Source organism: Ruegeria sp. D7, from assembly GCF_056534355.1.
Map to the genome: position 1 here is coordinate 41,436 of NZ_JBQFPG010000008.1, position 15,942 is coordinate 57,377.

Here is a 15,942-nt window from a genome sequence, read left to right on the forward strand (position 1 = left end):
GGAAAGGCCTGGGAGTGACCAAAAACGACACCGCCCCGTTTTCCCTGTGGGATATCCCGCTGGCTCTGGTCCTTTTGACGCGCCTGCCCCTACCGCGCCTGCCCGATCAAGCGTTCACCCGCCAGTCGCGTGCGGCTTGGGCCTATCCCCTTGCCGGGCTTGTTGTGGGGGCGCTGGCTTACGGAGTCGCCTGGATTGCAATCTGGGCGCAGCTGCCAACCCTTGCCACCGCCGCCCTGCTGGTCGCCGCGTTGATCATCGCAACCGGAGCGATGCACGAAGACGGGCTAGCCGATACAGTCGATGGGCTTTGGGGCGGCTTTACAGCCGAACGTCGGTTGGAGATCATGAAAGACAGCCATATCGGCACCTACGGCGTGCTGGCCTTGCTGCTGGCCCAACTGCTCCGAATTGCGGCTGTCATGGCGCTGATCGGTGCAGGTCTGTTGACGGGCGTGTTGGCCGCCTGCCTGTTCTCACGCGCCATGCTGCCCGCGCTGATGCGCCTGCTGCCCAATGCCCGCAAATCGGGGCTGAGCCATTCTGTTGGTGCGCCCCCTGTGTCAGCGGTTCTGGCTGGCATCGGGTTGGCCGTCGTACTGTCGTTAGTGCTGCTGGGCGGATCAGCTATTCCGCCGGTGCTCTGCGCCCTGCTTGCAGCGGCTTTTGTCGCTCGCATCGCCAAGACCAAGATCGGTGGCCAAACCGGTGATATTCTGGGGGCCACGCAGCAGACCTCGGAAATCACCTTCCTCCTGGCGCTGACAGCCTCAATCTAAGACGCCCCACCGGTTTCAATGCGCAGCGTCGCGCCACAGTGTTTGCAATGCACAGCATCCGGATCGTGCCGGAACAGGCCGCAGCTTGGGCATTTGTAGCGCACTTTCTGCGGCATGAAGATCGCCTGCGCCAGACGGACAAACAACGCCACGCCAACAACCATGATGAAAACGGAAAACAGCTTTCCCGCTGGTGTGCCCAGCGTGATATCTCCGAACCCCGTTGTCGTCAGGGTCGCCATAGTGAAATAAAGTGCGTCGATATAGGGGGTCTGCGCATCTTCGGGGACGAAAAAGACCAGTACTGCAGTCGAGGTTGCAAAAACAAAGACCATCAGATTGATCGCCGCAATCACCGCGTCCTCGTGGGTTCGGAAGAAAGGACTATCTCGGCGCAAATCCCGCAGCAGATGATAGGAATGGATCAGCCGCAACGCGCGCAATATCCGAAGAAACGCGAGATTGCCGGTCAGGAACGGGTCAAGCAGCAGCGACACGATCACAACGATGTCTGCCATCGTGTAAATCTGGCGCAGCAGTTTCCAGCGGTCTTTGGAAATCCACATCCGCGCGCAGAAATCCATTAGGATGATCAGCCCGACACCCAAACTTGCCGCCGTCAGCCCAGGCCCATGCGGGATATTCGCCGTGGAGACAAAAAAGATGATCGAGGCGATATCGAACAGGATCAGCCCATAGCGAAACCAGACCGAGACCGGCTCGTGGCTGATGTAGAGAAACTTGACAGTTTGCTTCATCATGTCCCCGTATCTTCCTGCAGTTACAGAAAAATACCCGACACACACCACAAGACCAAGCGCCTAGTCACGAAAAAGGGCCGCCCCGGATATCGGGACGACCCTTAAATTGGCTTGAACGCGATCAGGCTGCGCGTGAGGTCAGAACCTCATCGACCTGTTTGGCAGCCGAAATCTCATCGGCGCCAGAAACTGCGGCCACTTCGCGTGTCAGACGTTCCAGCGCGGCTTCGTACAGCTGACGTTCGGAATAACTCTGCTCGCGCTGGTCGTCGGTGCGGTGCAGGTCGCGGACCACTTCGGCGATCGAGATCAGGTCACCCGAGTTGATCTTTTGCTCGTATTCCTGCGCCCGGCGCGACCACATGGCACGCTTGACCTTGGCTTTGCCCTTCAGCGTCTTCATTGCCTGGCTGATCACATCCGGTGAGCTGAGCGACCGAAGCCCCGATTCAGTGACCTTGTTAGTCGGCACGCGCAGGGTCATTTTGTCTTTTTCAAAAGAAATCACGAACAGCTCAAGCGAGAAGCCCGCAACTTCCTGCTCTTCGATTGACACGATCTGACCTACGCCATGAGCCGGGTAGACGACATAATCGTTCGGGCGGAACTCAAGCTTTTTCGATTTCGACATTCATATTCATCCTTCATTACTGATCGGGATATGAGACGACAAAAGCACCACAGCCGAGGCCCTGCATGGCCCCGTCAGGCGGCTTATTTGTCATAAATTCAGAACTCCAAAGCGAGCATACTTACGGAGCACATCCCAATCACAGTCATCATTCGGTCCTAAGTATATCACAAATTTGCGACACTCAAAAGACCGCGCCGAGGTAAATGGGAAATTCCCTTTCTACCTCAACTAATTAATGCACAGATTGATGCCAAATGAACGGTAACCGGCTGCCGAATCGGTCAACCGCCCTCGCCTGGGGCTTCCGAGAAATATTTCTCCATCTTGCCTTCTTCGCCGTCGCGTTCCTCGGCCTCGGGTAAGGGGTCTTTTTTGGTCACGATCACCGGCCACATTTCCGAGTATTTCCGGTTGAACTCGACCCACTGCTCCATCCCCGGCTCGGTATCGGGGCGGATGGCGTCGGCGGGGCATTCGGGTTCGCAGACACCGCAGTCAATGCATTCGTCGGGGTGAATGACCAATGTGTTTTCACCTTCGTAGAAACAATCCACCGGACAAACCTCGACACAGTCGGTGTATTTGCAGCCAATGCAGTTTTCGGTGACAACGTAGGTCATGTTGGATTTCCCGTTTGCGCTTTGGCGACTAGCTAATCCAGTCTGACCGCCGCTTCAAGGTCAGATCACCCCTTTGGGATGCGAGAAAGATCAAGCGCGCGTCTTTCTTTCTTGGTTGGACGACCTTTTCCCTCAAACGCAGGATTCTTGGGCGATACGTCCTGCTTTTCGGTCATATCGAAGTACAAAGCTTGCGCCTCGGGGGCCGGGCCGCGACGCACGCCAAGCGCTTCAATACGTACAACCCGAACAATACGCCCCTGCGGAAAGGTCAGGACATCTCCGGGTGCCACGGCTTGCGCCGGTTTCAGCACCCGATTTCCGTTCAGACGCACATGGCCGCCGCTGACCTGTTTGGCGGCCAGGCTACGGGTCTTGAAGAACCGCGCCTGCCACAACCATTTGTCGATCCGCAGCTTGGCCTCGGCCATCGCGGATCAGTTGCCGTCCTTCAGACCCATCAACGCTGCCGCAAACGGGTTATCGGGATCGATTGCCTTTTCCTTTTTGGGTGGCCGTGACGAGAAGGTCTTGGCGCCCTGAGGCTTGCCCCCCTTCTTGCCATGCGGCTTGCCCTGAGGTTTACCACGCGGCTTGCCCTTGCCCTGCCCCTGCTCGCGACGCAGACCACGGTTTTGCTGACGTTGGCGCCCCCAAGTGAAGGTGTAGAACACCTCAATTTCGGGCTCATCCAATTTGGACTCTGCTGATTTCTCAGTGGCCGTAACCTCTGCTGCCGCCTCGGTGCTTTCGGAGGCTTCGGCTGACGCCTCGGCGGTTATACCGACGTCATCCGCTTCGGCATTTGCGGTCGGTGTCTCATCGACGACAGGTTGTTCCTCGGCTTCCGCCACAGGCTGCTCCGTGGGGACCGGCTTGGCCTTCTCACGTTCGCCGCGTTCGGCCTTGTAACCCAGTCCCTGCATCAGGTCTGCAAACTGTTCCAAGGTCATGCCGGTAATCGACAACATGTCGGGTTTGGCTTCGAACCCACCGCGGCTATCCTCGGACCGCAGCATGTCGGCCAGCCGTTCCAGCATATCGATCCGGATTGAGCGTTCGCCCGCATCGCGGTAGCCGCACATGGTGTCATAGCCCTGCGGCGCATCCTTGGCGACCGGAACGGTAACCAGACCCGGAGGTGGTGCTTCGGGGAACTCCTGCAAGCCGCCGGACAATGCCCATAGTACCAGACGCAGGCGCGTTGGCGCGGGTTTCAGCAGCAGCGGCATGAAGATGGTGAATTGACCGAACCGGATGCCATGTTTGCGCAGCGCACCACGGGCGTCCTGATCCAGATCCTTGACCTCTTGCGCAACCTGCACACGGGGCAGCACGCCCAACGACTCGACCATACGGAAGGCAAAGCCCTTCGCCAGGCCCGTCAATTCTTCATCCCGCGACAGGTTCAGCAGCGGCTCGAACAGGGCTGCCACTTTGCGGTCGATGAAATGCTGCAGGCGGCGCTGAACCTTCTGTTCCACGTCCGGCCCGGCGGCCTCATCGACAAAAACCTCGACCACAGGCTTGAGAGGCTCGGCACCGGCAACAAGTTTGCCCACGGCATACTCGCCCCACATCAGGCCACCCTGATCGGTGAAATCAATTTCGGTATCGGGCGCATTGTAGAAGCGATCGGCACGCAGATGGAATTGCGGCGCGAGTGCTTGCAGAGAGGCTGACTTCAAGGCTTTCGCTTCAGTCCCCTGCGCGCTTTTGTCCGGGGTAAACCGGAACCCTTCCAGACGACCGACGAATTCACCTTCGACGGTCACTTCACCCTTGTCATTTACTTCGGCCAAAAGGGCCTCCTTCTGTTTGAGCCGGCGCAGCAACACTGACGTGCGCCGGTCCACAAATCGCTGAGTCAAACGGTCGTGAAGAGCGTCCGACAGCCTGTCTTCTACAGTGCGCGTTTCCTCGCGCCAATGGGATTCGTCACGCACCCAACCGTTTCGTTGCGCAACATATGTCCAAGTGCGAATATATGCCAACCTTTTGGACAATGCATCAATGTCGCCATGGGTTTGGTCGATACGGCGGATTTGCCGCGCCATGAAATCATCGGGGATACTTCCGCGCTCATGCAGATGGCCATAGATCACCTCAAGCAGGCTGGCATGTTCGGCATGGCTGATGCCGCGAAAATCGGGGATTCTGCACACATCCCATAGCAAACGGATCGACGGTCCATCGCTGGCACGGGCAACGACTTCGGTGACTTGGGACAGAGATTTCAGGACGTTCAGATCGTCAGCTGGCCGCGCTTTGATCAGGTGCTCATTGTCTGGGCTGACCTCAAGCGAGTCGATTAGTGCGTCGATTGAGCCGAACCGCAAAGCGGCATTCCGCCAATTCAACTTTTTCATAGGCGTGAACCGGCTGTCCATAATGGCTTGGGCTACGCCCTCATCCAGCGGCGGAGCCTCGCCCGTCACACCAAACGTGCCATCCGACATTCCGCGCCCGGCCCGTCCTGCGATCTGGGCCAACTCGTTGGGGGCCAGAGGCCGCATTCGGCGGCCATCAAACTTGGTCAGAGATGAGAACGCCACATGGTTCACATCCAGGTTCAACCCCATACCGATGGCATCCGTAGCCACCAGATAATCAACCTCACCGTTTTGATAGAGGTCAACCTGCGCATTCCGCGTGCGAGGGCTGAGCGCCCCCATGACGACCACCGCCCCGCCCTTTTGGCGACGAAGCAGCTCGGCGATGGCATAGACATTGTCGACCGAGAATCCGACGATCGCACTGCGCGCAGGCATTCGGCTGATCTTTTTCGAACCGGAATAGACCAGCTGAGACATCCGTTCACGCCGGATGAACTGCGCTTCGGGCACAAGGGCCGCGATGGGGCCGCGCATTGTGTCAGAGCCGAGAAACAGCGTTTCATTGGTGCCGCGCGACCGCAACAGGCGATCAGTAAAGACATGGCCGCGTTCGGGATCCACGCAAAGCTGAATTTCGTCAATCGCCACAAAATCAGTGCCCATGCCTTCTGGCATCGCCTCAACTGTACAGACCCAGTATTGCGTGCGCGGCGGTACGATCCGTTCCTCGCCTGTCACCAGCGCCACAACAGACGGACCGCGAATAGCGACAATCTTGTCATAGACCTCGCGCGCGAGCAGCCGCAGCGGCAGACCGATGACACCGGTCCGGTACCCCAGCATACGTTCAATCGCGTAGTGAGTTTTACCTGTGTTCGTCGGGCCAAGTACGGCCACGATTCGGGATGACCCGCTCACCTTTGCCCCCTGCGCCCTGAGACTTACAGCGCCTTGCCTTCAACCTGAGGCTTCAGCCGATTCACGGCATTGGTTACTTCTTCATGATGGGGATGTATAGCCAGCGCACGTGAATAGGCCTCAAGTGCTTGTTCTGGCTTGCCCACGATCTCAAAGATGAGGCCAAGGCCGTAGATAGCGTCGTAGTTGTTCGGATTCAGCGTCAATGCCTGTTCAAGATCCGCCGCAGCCATGCCAAACCTGTCAATGCCGAAGAAAACCGAAGCGCGCACATGCCAACCCTCGGCAAATTCGGGTGCGTGATCGGTAAGCGCCGTCAAATGATCAAGCGCGGCCTCGACATCCCCGTCATCCAGCGCTTCGCGTCCGCGTTCCAATAGCAAATCCGCCGAAGCCGAACCTGATTGTGACCACAGCGCCTGCAATTGCCGATCCAATCCGATGGCCTGTTCGGGCGTCGATTGCGCCAGTTGCTGCAACAGTGATGCCTCGTCCCGCGAATCCGCCTGCTGCGCGATGCAACTGGTGGAAAACGTGACTATGACGGCAAGTGCCGCGACGGTACGTTTGAGATTGGTGATTGCAATACCCATAACAATGGTCAGTGTAGCGTAGCGACCGGGGATGTCCATTCACGGCGCATGAACAATATGAGGAAGACCATGAGCGATATTCTGGAAAAAGCCGCGGCGGCATTGAATGAGAAACTGTCGGGCGGCGATTTCGATGCGTCAGCCAAATTTGCCATTGCCGATCTGGGTTCTATCATTCTGGATGCAAGCGGTGCGCGGGTAAGCGACGAAGATGCTGATGTGACCCTCAGCGCCGATGCGGACACCTTTGAACAGATCCTCAGCGGTGACCTGAACCCAACCGGTGCGTTCATGTCCGGCAAGCTGAGCGTTGACGGAGACATGGGTATTGCCATGAAACTCGCCTCGGTGCTGGCCTGATGGAGTTTTCGCCGGCCCCCTTATTCGAAGACGTGGCCGGCGGCCCTGCCGATGGTGCGGCGCATTGGCTGATCACCGAAGATGGCAAACGTATCCGCGTGGCACATTGGCTGCCCGACGGCGATGCGCACGGCACGGTGATGCTTTTCCCCGGTCGCACGGAATACATCGAAAAATATGGTGATACCGCCAAGGAATTTGTGAACCGGGGCTTTGCAAGTCTCGCGGTCGATTGGCGCGGGCAAGGGCTTGCAGATCGCCTGCTGGATGATCCGCGGATCGGTCATGTCGAACAATTCACCGATTACCAGCACGACGTTCGCTCAATACTGAAACTGGCCGAACAACTGGAGTTGCCCAAGCCCTGGTACGTCATAGGCCATTCCATGGGCGGAGCTATCGGGCTTCGCGCCGTTTTGGAGGGGGCTGATTTTGCGGCTTGCGCCTTTACGGGCCCGATGTGGGGGATTTTCTTTACACCAATCATGAAGCCACTCAGCCAGCTAACTGCCTATTGGGGGCCACGCTTGGGCTTGGGCGAGAAAACCCCGCCCACCACCACGCTAGAGAGCTATGTGGCCTCACAGCCCTTCGAAGGAAACGTGCTGACACGCGATCCGGCGATGTACCGAATGATGCAGGATCAGTTGGCCGCACACCCTGAACTTGCTTTGGGCGCACCGTCTACCATCTGGCTGCGCGAGGCGCTGGATGAATGCACCTGGCTGGTGGAACAGGCCGCGCCCGAGATCCCTGCCCTGACCTTCTTGGGTAGCCATGAACAGATCGTGGACCGCAAGGCCATTCGGGCACGTATGGCCAACTGGCCTAGCGGTACTCTGGTCGAGATTCCCAACGGCGAACACGAAGTTCTGATGGAGGCACCCGAGGTGCGCGGGCCGGTCTTTGATCAACTTGCTGCACATTTCGCGGCAGCCGCGGCGAAACCAAAACCCGAGCCCTGTCATTAAGGTTTGACCAGACAGCTTGCTTGTGATCCGGACGCGCCGCGCCTAAATGTTTGCCAACGCAGTTTATTCGAGGTGTTCCATGCGCGACCTTCCCTTTCCCGTCCGTGATGCAAATGCAGGCGGCGGTGCCGATGATCTGGGCAATTTGCCGGAATGGGATCTGACGGACCTCTATGCCTCGGAAGATGCACCCGAACTGGCCCGCGATCTGGACTGGCTGGAAGGCGAATGTGCGTCCTTTGCCACAGATTATGAGGGTAAGCTGGCCGAATTGGACGCAGCTGGCCTGCTGACCTGCGTGCTGCGCAACGAAAAGATCAACGCCATCGCCGGGCGGATCATGTCCTTTGCCGGATTGCGCTATTACCAACTGACCACTAACGCGGATCGCGCCAAGTTCCTGTCGGACATGCAGGAGAAGATCACCGTCTTCACTACGCCGCTGGTGTTCTTCACGCTGGAACTGAACCGTATTGATGACGACGCGCTGGCCGCGCATTTCGCCGCCAATGCTGATCTGGCCCGGTATGAACCCGTGTTCCGCCGTATCCGCGCGATGAAGCCTTATCAACTTTCCGACGAGCTTGAGAAATTTCTGCACGATCTCGGCGTGGTCGGCGATGCATGGGAGCGCCTGTTCGACGAGACAATTGCGGGCCTGACCTTTACCGTTGATGGCGAAGAGTTGAATATCGAAGGCACGCTGAATCTGCTGACCGAGCAGGATCGCGCCAAACGTGAAGCTGCCGCGCGCGAACTGGCCAGCGTTTTCCAAAGCAATATCAAAACCTTCGCACGCGTGCAAAATACACAGGCCAAGGAAAAAGAAATCGTTGACCGCTGGCGCAAAATGCCATCTGCCCAGACCGGTCGTCACCTGTCGAACGATGTCGAGCCCGAAGTGGTCGAAGCCCTGCGCGAAGCCGTTGTGGCCGCCTACCCCAAGCTGAGCCATCGTTACTACGAACTGAAACGCAAATGGCTTGGTCTGGACGTGATGCAAGTGTGGGACCGTAATGCTCCGTTGCCGATGGAGGACACCCGCATCGTCGATTGGTCCGAGGCCGAGAAGACGGTGATGGACGCCTATAACGCGTTTGATCCTCGGATGGGTGAGATCGCAGCTCCCTTCTTCTCGAAGGGTTGGATCGATGCGGCCGTGAAGCCCGGCAAAGCGCCTGGCGCCTTTGCGCATCCCACCGTGACCGAAGTTCATCCCTACGTGATGCTCAACTATCTGGGCAAACCGCGCGATGTGATGACCTTGGCGCATGAATTGGGCCACGGCGTGCATCAGGTATTGGCCGCCGATCAGGGCGAGATGCTTTCATCGACCCCGCTGACCTTGGCCGAAACTGCTTCGGTCTTTGGTGAAATGCTGACCTTCCGCAAAATGCTGGATCAGGCCGAGACAGCGGAACAGCGCAAGGTGCTTCTGGCCGGTAAGGTCGAGGACATGATCAACACAGTCGTTCGCCAGATCGCCTTCTACGACTTCGAATGCAAACTGCACGCCGCCCGTCGTGAGGGCGAGCTGACACCAGACGACATCAACGCCCTTTGGATGAGCGTTCAGGCTGAAAGCCTTGGCCCCGCATTCGAATTCATGGACGGGTACGAGACCTTCTGGGCCTATATCCCGCACTTCGTCCACTCACCGTTCTACGTCTATGCCTATGCGTTTGGCGACGGCTTGGTGAACGCGCTCTATTCGGTTTACGAAAGCGGTGCGGACGGGTTCGAGGACAAGTATTTCGAAATGCTGCGTGCCGGTGGCTCCAAGCACCATAAAGAGCTTCTGGCCCCGTTCGGACTGGACGCCAGTGATCCCGAGTTCTGGGACAAAGGCCTGTCGATGATCTCGGGATTTATTGACGAACTGGAAGCGATGGAAAGCTAAAGTTGAAAGGCAGCCTGTATGGCTGCCTCATTTCTCTTTGGCTGATTTCATCGTCGTCACGAAAATGGCCGTGACAATCAATACCGCGCCAACAATCGAAAGCGGTGTGATCGTTGCGCCCAGAAACAGTGCCGAGTTGACAAAGGTAAACACAACCGAGGCGGCGAATAGCAACGTCGCCGTCAAAGTCGACACGCGGGCGGCGGCCTCGTACCAAAGATAATAGGCAAGCGCGGTCGGCAAAACGCCCAGAAGGATCAAGAAGATCACGTCGTTTGCGGTCGGCATCTGAATAGAAAAAGCCGCCAGTGGCACCAGCAAAACGCCCGAACACAAAAAGATGCCAAACAGGAAGTTCAACCTTTCGGCAGTGGTCTCCGATGACTGCATCGCGCGGCTGCTGGAAATCAGGAACACCGCCCAGCTAAGTCCCGCCCCGATTTCCATCAGATCGCCCAGCAGGGGTTCTCCCCCTCCTTGAAAATCCCGATAGACGGTTAGAAACACACCGAGGATCGCCAGCAGGGTTGCCAATACATCAGTCCGGCCAACGGTGGTATCCGCGAAGAAATACAGAAATATCAACACGAAGAACGGCGCGGTATTCTCAAGCACCATCGCATTAGCAGCACCTGTATGTTCCAAACCTATGTGGAACAGGATATAGTTCACCACCGTCGACAACACCGCCAGCCGGAAGTTCCAATCCCTGTACTGGATTGAAACCCGTGCGCCCATCACCCGCAACATGCAGTAAATCGCAAAAGCAGCAATGAACAGGCGAGACACGGCAATCTGTAACCCGCCGAGATCACTAGTCAAATATCGCACGATAACGCTGTGCGTGCCCCATAGAAACGCGGCTAGGAACCCAAGAACCAACCCGTTTTGCAGTACTGATCTCTGCGGCTGATCCTTCACCGGGTGCTCCTCGCGTTATTTCAACTGACTGTCTTTCGAACCCCGCCGATTGATCCCGCCGCGAGATTTGAAGCTGCTGTCACGCTCTTGCTGGCAATCCAGGCACAGCTTTACGCCGCGCAGAGCAAGGCGGCGTTTTTCGGGGATCGGTTCTTCGCATTCAGCACAATGGGTAAGGCTTTCGCCCACAGGTCGCTTTTGTGCCTGCATCCGCGCCAGTTCATCTGAAATCGAAGCTTCGATCTGTTCACTCACCGCGCCATCGCGCGCCCAGCCGCCCGCCATTTAGCCCTCCTGATCCGGTCGGGACAGGATACGCGAGACACCACAGGGGTGGCAAGCTAGAGCGAAACGGCGGCGTCAAAGACCTGATCGATAAACTCTTGTGTGCCCCTCACGAATTCCAACGAACAGGGATATTCAACCCCTTCGCGAACCGATCGGCAGAACGCTTCGACCTGCAATTGATAGTGGTTGTCCGCAGGAAACCGGGGCACCAGAACTTCAAGGCCCGGTCGGTGCAGTTCAACCCGCGCCTCGCCGAACACACGGGCATTGAACGGAGCGGTTAGACGGATCATGCCACCTTCTCCGTGAAACACCATTTCCTGATGTGGATGCATGCGTGTCGAGACGTAGGCGGAATAGGTAAATTCGGGAAACTGCGCGCGTATTTCGGTGAAGACATCCACGTCATTTTCCCACCGGATCGCACCGCTGACCGAGACCGGCTCTTGCCCAGTCGCAAACCGAGCGCTGCCGATAACATACACCCCGATGTCACGCAGCCCGCCCCCACCGGTTTCCGCACGGTTGCGGATGTTGCCCGTGTCCGCCCGGTTGTCATAGCTGAACGCCCCGGTGACATGGACCAGCCGGCCGATCGCTCCGTCCGCGATCAGTTTATGGGTCAGAAGCCACTGAGGGTGATGCACGATCATATATGCTTCGGCAGCCAGTAAACCCGTCTGGTCCCTCTTTGCGATCAGCGCGTCAAACTCATCGGCCCGCATGGTCATCGGCTTTTCGCACAGCACATGCTTGCCCGAATCCAGCGCCTTCAGGCTCCATTCGACGTGAAGATGGTTGGGCAGCGGGATGTACACCGCCTCAATCTCAGGATCGGCTAGCAATGCCTCATAGCTGTTGTAGACATTCAAATCAGGGCAATATCTAGCAAAGGGCTCGGCCTTGGCCGTATCCGAGGTCGCCAACCCCGCCAGCCGCGCGCCCTCTGCCGCATGGATGGCGGGCGCCATGTGTTGTCGTGCGAATCTGGCTGCACCCAGAACACCCCAATTGACCGGTTTATGCATGCGCGCCCCCTAAAAATTGATGTAACCCGCCCACGGCGAGCTCAATGTAATTCAGTTCCTGATCTGTCTATCAACCACCTGCCAATAAGTCAGTCCTATCTCTATCTATTTGAAAATCATACGCCTCAATAAATTTTTTGATGAGATTAAAAGACCCCGATAACCTTATACTTTATATCGATAATCTAAAATCGATCAGCGTCAAACCTGCCCTCGCAAATCAGTTTTGTTGATCCAGTCTGATACTGCCGCCGTAGCTCAAACATCGACTGAATCATGCTCGGATGGTGCTCTGGCAACATCCGGAGCAACGGCAAACAGGGTGGGAGGCTTACTGAAATGCCAGCAACACATACGATTACAGGAACAGTGCTAAAAAGCGGTGATCCCGGAACGTTTGACAGCGACAATCAGGATTTCGACATTCTCCGCGAAGCGGTGATTGCAGCCGGGCTGGCGGAAACGCTGGACAATCCTGAGGCAGAACTGACCGTCTTTGCCCCAAATGACGCCGCCTTTATTGCTCTGGCACAAACACTTGGGTATCAAGGGGATGACGAGGCTGGAGCATTGGGCCACATCATCAAGGCGCTCACCCTGCTTGGCGGCGGAGACCCTATCCCTTTGCTAACCAACATTTTGAAGTATCACGTGGTCGATGGTGAGTTCGACAGCACCACAGTGGTCGGTCTAGGCGACGGGGCTGAAATCCAAACTCTGCTTGGGCCGTCAGTCGAACTGAACCTTGAAAGCGATCCTCCCAGCCTGGGCGATGCCGATCCGGGCATCGACGATCCCGGCTTGATCGCGTTCGACGTGGATGCGTCAAACGGTATCATTCACGTACTTGACGGCGTACTTCTACCCGTCTCGGTGTCGGGCATTCTGGGCAAAAAGAACACGGACTTTATCCTGGGTGACAGCAGCGATGAATTCATCTTTACCGGACGCGGCAAAGACTTTGTTCACGGTGATGGTGGCAATGACGTGATCAACACCGGCTCGGGCAATGATGTGGCGCTTGGCGGTGCCGGGAACGACATAATCTTCGGGGGGCGCGGAAAGGATATTCTGCGTGGCGATGAAGGCCATGACAAAATCTTCGGAGGTCGTGGGAAAGACATCATCGACGGCGGCGAAGGCAATGACAAACTCTTTGGTGGGCGCGGTAAGGATACGTTTGTATTCGATGAAGGCGACGGTCACGACTGGATTGTCGATTTCCGCGTCGGCAAGGACAAGATCGACCTGTCCGAATACGATGGCATCAACAGCTTTGAGGACATCGAAGACGATATCGACGGTAAGTTCTTCGGGACCAAGATCGAGTTGGACGACGGAGACAGCATCTATCTGTCAGGCGTCTGGGCAAGCCACCTGTCCGAGTCCGATTTCATTTTCGCATAACAAAAAAATCAGCCCGCTCATATGGCGGGCTGATATCAGTCTGGGGTCAGTTTGAACCCAGCATACCTTTTTCGCGCGCAAGCTCTCGCATCTTCTTTTGCAGCTTCTCGAACGCGCGCACTTCGATCTGACGAATACGTTCACGGCTGACATTGTACTGCGTGCTCAGCTCTTCCAGCGTAACAGCCTGGTCCATCAGACGGCGCTGAGTCAGGATGTCTTTCTCGCGATCATTCAGAACATCCAGCGCAGCAGCGAGCAATTCGCGCCGGGCTTCCAATTCATCGCGCGCTTCGTAGTCGCCAGCCTGATCGGCATCTTCATCTTCCAGCCAATCCTGCCACTGCATGGTGCCTTCGCCTTCGGACCCCACGGTCGCGTTCAGCGAAGCATCGCCACCGGACATCCGACGGTTCATGCTGATCACTTCTTCCTCGGTCACTCCGAGGTCTTCTGCAATCTTGGCCACATTTTCAGGACGCAGATCACCCTCTTCCAGCGCGCCAATGCGTGCCTTTGCTTTACGCAGATTGAAGAACAGCTTTTTCTGCGCCGATGTTGTACCCAGTTTCACCATCGACCACGACCGAAGGACGTATTCCTGGATCGAGGCGCGGATCCACCACATGGCATAGGTCGCCAGCCGGAAGCCTTTTTCGGGGTCAAATTTCTTGACCGCCTGCATCAGGCCCACATTGGCTTCGGAAATCACCTCGGCCTGCGGCAAGCCATAGCCGCGATATCCCATGGCGATCTTGGCCGCCAAGCGCAGATGAGACGTGACCATTTTATGCGCGGCCTCGGTATCCTGTTCCTCGACCCAGCGCTTGGCCAGCATATATTCTTCCTCCGGCTCCAGCAGAGGAAACTTGCGAATCTCCTGCATATAGCGGTTCAGCCCACCCTCGGGTGTCGGCGCTGGAAGATTTGAGTAATTTGCCATTTATTTCTGCCCCTTGGACAAATGTTTAAGCCCTTAACATGGGATATGGGTACCAGACCCGATACATTCAAGAGGATCTGTTAACAGTCTGAGATTAACCCTATGTAAAGGAAAGCTGAAAAGGCCTTTTTCACAAGCCTTTGCAGTTTATTTCAGTGGTTTTCTGAGATTTTCCAGCAGGTCCGCCATATCCTGCGGCAGCGGGGCTTCAAAACGTAATGCCTGGCCCGAAACCGGGTGTTCGAAGCCTAACACTGCTGCGTGCAGAGCTTGGCGGGGGAAAGCCTGCACCGCCTCGGCGGTTTCGGGCGTGAATGCCCGCGCGGCCAGTTTGCGCTTTCCGCCGTAAACCGGGTCTCCGACAAGCCCGTGGCCGGCATGGGCCATATGGACACGGATTTGATGCGTTCGGCCCGTCTCAAGCCAGCATTCGATCAGAGAGAGGCTGCCCGGCGTTCCAAAAACCTCGACAATCCGTGCGCGCGTTACCGCATGGCGCCCACCGTGAAACAACACAGCCTGCTTTTGTCGATCGGTCTTGTGCCGTGCCAGCTGTGTCGTCAGACGCATGATGTTGCCCGGCTCAAAGCTAACACCCTTGATCCCACGCAACCGAGGGTCATTGGCATCCGGCACACCATAGCAGATCGCGCGATAGTAGCGCTCGACGCTATGCGCCTCGAACTGGGCAGCCAGCCCGTGATGCGCCGCATCCGATTTCGCCACAACCAGCAACCCGCTGGTTTCCTTGTCGATCCGGTGCACGATGCCCGGGCGCTTGACGCCCCCAACACCCGAGAGATCATCCCCGCAATGATGCAGCAGCGCATTGACTAGCGTACCGTTCGGCGAGCCCGGCGCCGGATGCACGACCATCCCTGCTGGTTTGTTGATCACGATCAGATCGTCGTCCTCATAGACGACTTCAAGTGGGATATCCTCAGCGCCGATATGACTACCTTCGGCTTCGGCCACGGTGATCCCAATCTGCGCGCCTTCGGTTATCTTAGCTTTGGGGTCTTCTACGGCGACGCCATCAACGGTGACGGCACCCTCATTGATCAGTCGGGCCAGCCGGGTGCGCGACAGGTTCTCTTCCGCTGGCACATCCCGCGCAAGCGCCTTATCAAGGCGGGGCGGCGGAGCGGCCGCGATATGAAACTCTATCAGGCGGGTGCCCATGACTGTCCCTTCCGAACCTCAGGAACCGCAGGAAACACCGCAGCTTCGACTGCTGCGGCGCATGGTCATGCTGTTGACCGCGGTAATGATTGGCGGGGTTCTAGTGACATTCGCCTTGATTGTCATCCGCCTATCGGACCGAACTCCGACTCTGCCGGATCAGATAGACCTGCCGGATGGTGCAAAGGCCCAGGCCGTGACTATAGGCAACAACTGGTATGCGATCGTGACCGACGATAATCGCATTCTGATCTTCGACAGGACGACCGGAAAACTGCGCCAAGAGGTTACGCTGAACTAG

17 protein-coding genes are annotated in these 15,942 nt (G+C 57.1%); 6 read left to right on the forward strand and 11 right to left on the reverse strand.

The genetic code is table 11. The features are described 5' to 3' along the window. The first annotated feature begins 14 nt into the window (after window positions 1–14). Entirely contained in the window at window positions 15–779 is a 765-nt protein-coding gene (gene cobS / locus ACRZ9U_RS12620; protein ID WP_170405095.1) for an adenosylcobinamide-GDP ribazoletransferase, read from the forward strand. Here cobS and ACRZ9U_RS12625 read toward each other — a convergent pair. The 6 genes from ACRZ9U_RS12625 to ACRZ9U_RS12650 all read right to left on the reverse strand — a co-directional run bounded on the left by ACRZ9U_RS12625 (window position 776) and on the right by ACRZ9U_RS12650 (window position 6,680). Then, window positions 776–1,537, reverse strand: a complete 762-nt coding sequence (locus ACRZ9U_RS12625; RefSeq protein ID WP_170406404.1) for an ion channel — start codon at window positions 1,535–1,537, stop codon at window positions 776–778. The two genes, cobS and ACRZ9U_RS12625, sit on opposite strands and share 4 nt — an antisense overlap. 124 nt (window positions 1,538–1,661) lie before the next feature. Beyond that, window positions 1,662–2,171 (reverse strand): CarD family transcriptional regulator, encoded by a 510-nt coding sequence (locus ACRZ9U_RS12630; RefSeq protein ID WP_010439402.1) that lies wholly within the window; start codon window positions 2,169–2,171, stop codon window positions 1,662–1,664. 284 nt (window positions 2,172–2,455) lie between these two features. Then, entirely contained in the window at window positions 2,456–2,794 is a 339-nt protein-coding gene (gene fdxA, locus ACRZ9U_RS12635) for a ferredoxin FdxA (protein WP_010439399.1), read from the reverse strand. 65 nt (window positions 2,795–2,859) lie between these two features. After that, the gene (locus tag ACRZ9U_RS12640; protein WP_170393403.1) at window positions 2,860–3,225 is read right to left on the reverse strand and encodes an RNA-binding S4 domain-containing protein; all 366 of its coding nucleotides are present in this window, start codon (window positions 3,223–3,225) and stop codon (window positions 2,860–2,862) included. 6 nt (window positions 3,226–3,231) lie between these two features. Continuing rightward, a complete protein-coding gene (locus ACRZ9U_RS12645) occupies window positions 3,232–6,048 on the reverse strand; it encodes a helicase-related protein (RefSeq protein ID WP_170735254.1) in 2,817 nt (938 codons plus the stop codon). Between the two features lie 23 nt (window positions 6,049–6,071). Then, the gene (locus ACRZ9U_RS12650) at window positions 6,072–6,680 is read right to left on the reverse strand and encodes a tetratricopeptide repeat protein (RefSeq protein WP_170405089.1); all 609 of its coding nucleotides are present in this window, start codon (window positions 6,678–6,680) and stop codon (window positions 6,072–6,074) included. A gap of 30 nt (window positions 6,681–6,710) precedes the next feature. Between ACRZ9U_RS12650 and ACRZ9U_RS12655 the strand changes: the two genes are divergently transcribed. The 3 genes from ACRZ9U_RS12655 to ACRZ9U_RS12665 all read left to right on the forward strand — a co-directional run bounded on the left by ACRZ9U_RS12655 (window position 6,711) and on the right by ACRZ9U_RS12665 (window position 9,872). Continuing rightward, complete coding sequence (locus ACRZ9U_RS12655; RefSeq protein ID WP_170393409.1) at window positions 6,711–7,001, forward strand: SCP2 sterol-binding domain-containing protein; 291 nt, start codon at window positions 6,711–6,713, stop codon at window positions 6,999–7,001. After that, window positions 7,001–7,972, forward strand: coding sequence for an alpha/beta hydrolase (locus ACRZ9U_RS12660; protein WP_170405086.1), 972 nt, complete (start codon window positions 7,001–7,003; stop codon window positions 7,970–7,972). The genes ACRZ9U_RS12655 and ACRZ9U_RS12660 overlap by 1 nt, the downstream gene beginning before the upstream one ends. 79 nt (window positions 7,973–8,051) lie before the next feature. Continuing rightward, window positions 8,052–9,872: a M3 family oligoendopeptidase gene (locus tag ACRZ9U_RS12665; protein ID WP_170405083.1), complete on the forward strand. Its 1,821-nt coding sequence runs from the start codon at window positions 8,052–8,054 to the stop codon at window positions 9,870–9,872. 27 nt (window positions 9,873–9,899) lie between these two features. On the opposite strand, the gene ACRZ9U_RS12670 is transcribed toward ACRZ9U_RS12665, so the two are convergent. The 3 genes from ACRZ9U_RS12670 to ACRZ9U_RS12680 are packed head-to-tail and all read right to left on the reverse strand — an operon-like array spanning window position 9,900 to window position 12,109. After that, window positions 9,900–10,793 (reverse strand): DMT family transporter, encoded by an 894-nt coding sequence (locus ACRZ9U_RS12670; protein ID WP_170393415.1) that lies wholly within the window; start codon window positions 10,791–10,793, stop codon window positions 9,900–9,902. 15 nt (window positions 10,794–10,808) lie between these two features. Further along, a complete protein-coding gene (locus ACRZ9U_RS12675) occupies window positions 10,809–11,078 on the reverse strand; it encodes a DksA/TraR family C4-type zinc finger protein (protein ID WP_170405080.1) in 270 nt (89 codons plus the stop codon). A gap of 56 nt (window positions 11,079–11,134) precedes the next feature. After that, window positions 11,135–12,109, reverse strand: coding sequence for a Gfo/Idh/MocA family protein (locus ACRZ9U_RS12680; protein ID WP_170405077.1), 975 nt, complete (start codon window positions 12,107–12,109; stop codon window positions 11,135–11,137). A 339-nt stretch (window positions 12,110–12,448) separates the two neighbouring features. Here ACRZ9U_RS12680 and ACRZ9U_RS12685 point away from each other — a divergent pair, with 339 nt between their 5' ends. Continuing rightward, complete coding sequence (locus ACRZ9U_RS12685) at window positions 12,449–13,516, forward strand: fasciclin domain-containing protein (protein WP_480901990.1); 1,068 nt, start codon at window positions 12,449–12,451, stop codon at window positions 13,514–13,516. 46 nt (window positions 13,517–13,562) lie between these two features. Here the strand turns inward: ACRZ9U_RS12685 and rpoH are convergent, their stop codons facing one another. Then, window positions 13,563–14,459: an RNA polymerase sigma factor RpoH gene (gene rpoH / locus ACRZ9U_RS12690; RefSeq protein WP_170393423.1), complete on the reverse strand. Its 897-nt coding sequence runs from the start codon at window positions 14,457–14,459 to the stop codon at window positions 13,563–13,565. Between the two features lie 147 nt (window positions 14,460–14,606). Continuing rightward, a complete protein-coding gene (locus ACRZ9U_RS12695) occupies window positions 14,607–15,641 on the reverse strand; it encodes an RluA family pseudouridine synthase (protein WP_170405071.1) in 1,035 nt (344 codons plus the stop codon). Here ACRZ9U_RS12695 and ACRZ9U_RS12700 point away from each other — a divergent pair. Next, entirely contained in the window at window positions 15,640–15,942 is a 303-nt protein-coding gene (locus tag ACRZ9U_RS12700; protein ID WP_170405068.1) for a DUF6476 family protein, read from the forward strand. The genes ACRZ9U_RS12695 and ACRZ9U_RS12700 overlap by 2 nt on opposite strands.

What these genes read in the sequence shown, in the direction of transcription:
- ACRZ9U_RS12665 (WP_170405083.1), top strand. Translation starts at nt 8,052, where the DNA reads ATGCGCGACCTTCCCTTTCCCGTCCGTGATGCAAATGCAGGCGGCGGT.
- ACRZ9U_RS12650 (WP_170405089.1), bottom strand. Translation starts at nt 6,680, where the DNA reads ATGGACATCCCCGGTCGCTACGCTACACTGACCATTGTTATGGGTATT.
- fdxA (WP_010439399.1), bottom strand. Translation starts at nt 2,794, where the DNA reads ATGACCTACGTTGTCACCGAAAACTGCATTGGCTGCAAATACACCGAC.
- ACRZ9U_RS12700 (WP_170405068.1), top strand. Translation starts at nt 15,640, where the DNA reads ATGACTGTCCCTTCCGAACCTCAGGAACCGCAGGAAACACCGCAGCTT.
- rpoH (WP_170393423.1), bottom strand. Translation starts at nt 14,459, where the DNA reads ATGGCAAATTACTCAAATCTTCCAGCGCCGACACCCGAGGGTGGGCTG.
- ACRZ9U_RS12685 (WP_480901990.1), top strand. Translation starts at nt 12,449, where the DNA reads ATGCCAGCAACACATACGATTACAGGAACAGTGCTAAAAAGCGGTGAT.
- ACRZ9U_RS12625 (WP_170406404.1), bottom strand. Translation starts at nt 1,537, where the DNA reads ATGAAGCAAACTGTCAAGTTTCTCTACATCAGCCACGAGCCGGTCTCG.
- ACRZ9U_RS12655 (WP_170393409.1), top strand. Translation starts at nt 6,711, where the DNA reads ATGAGCGATATTCTGGAAAAAGCCGCGGCGGCATTGAATGAGAAACTG.
- ACRZ9U_RS12630 (WP_010439402.1), bottom strand. Translation starts at nt 2,171, where the DNA reads ATGTCGAAATCGAAAAAGCTTGAGTTCCGCCCGAACGATTATGTCGTC.
- ACRZ9U_RS12695 (WP_170405071.1), bottom strand. Translation starts at nt 15,641, where the DNA reads ATGGGCACCCGCCTGATAGAGTTTCATATCGCGGCCGCTCCGCCGCCC.
- ACRZ9U_RS12640 (WP_170393403.1), bottom strand. Translation starts at nt 3,225, where the DNA reads ATGGCCGAGGCCAAGCTGCGGATCGACAAATGGTTGTGGCAGGCGCGG.
- ACRZ9U_RS12680 (WP_170405077.1), bottom strand. Translation starts at nt 12,109, where the DNA reads ATGCATAAACCGGTCAATTGGGGTGTTCTGGGTGCAGCCAGATTCGCA.
- ACRZ9U_RS12675 (WP_170405080.1), bottom strand. Translation starts at nt 11,078, where the DNA reads ATGGCGGGCGGCTGGGCGCGCGATGGCGCGGTGAGTGAACAGATCGAA.
- ACRZ9U_RS12660 (WP_170405086.1), top strand. Translation starts at nt 7,001, where the DNA reads ATGGAGTTTTCGCCGGCCCCCTTATTCGAAGACGTGGCCGGCGGCCCT.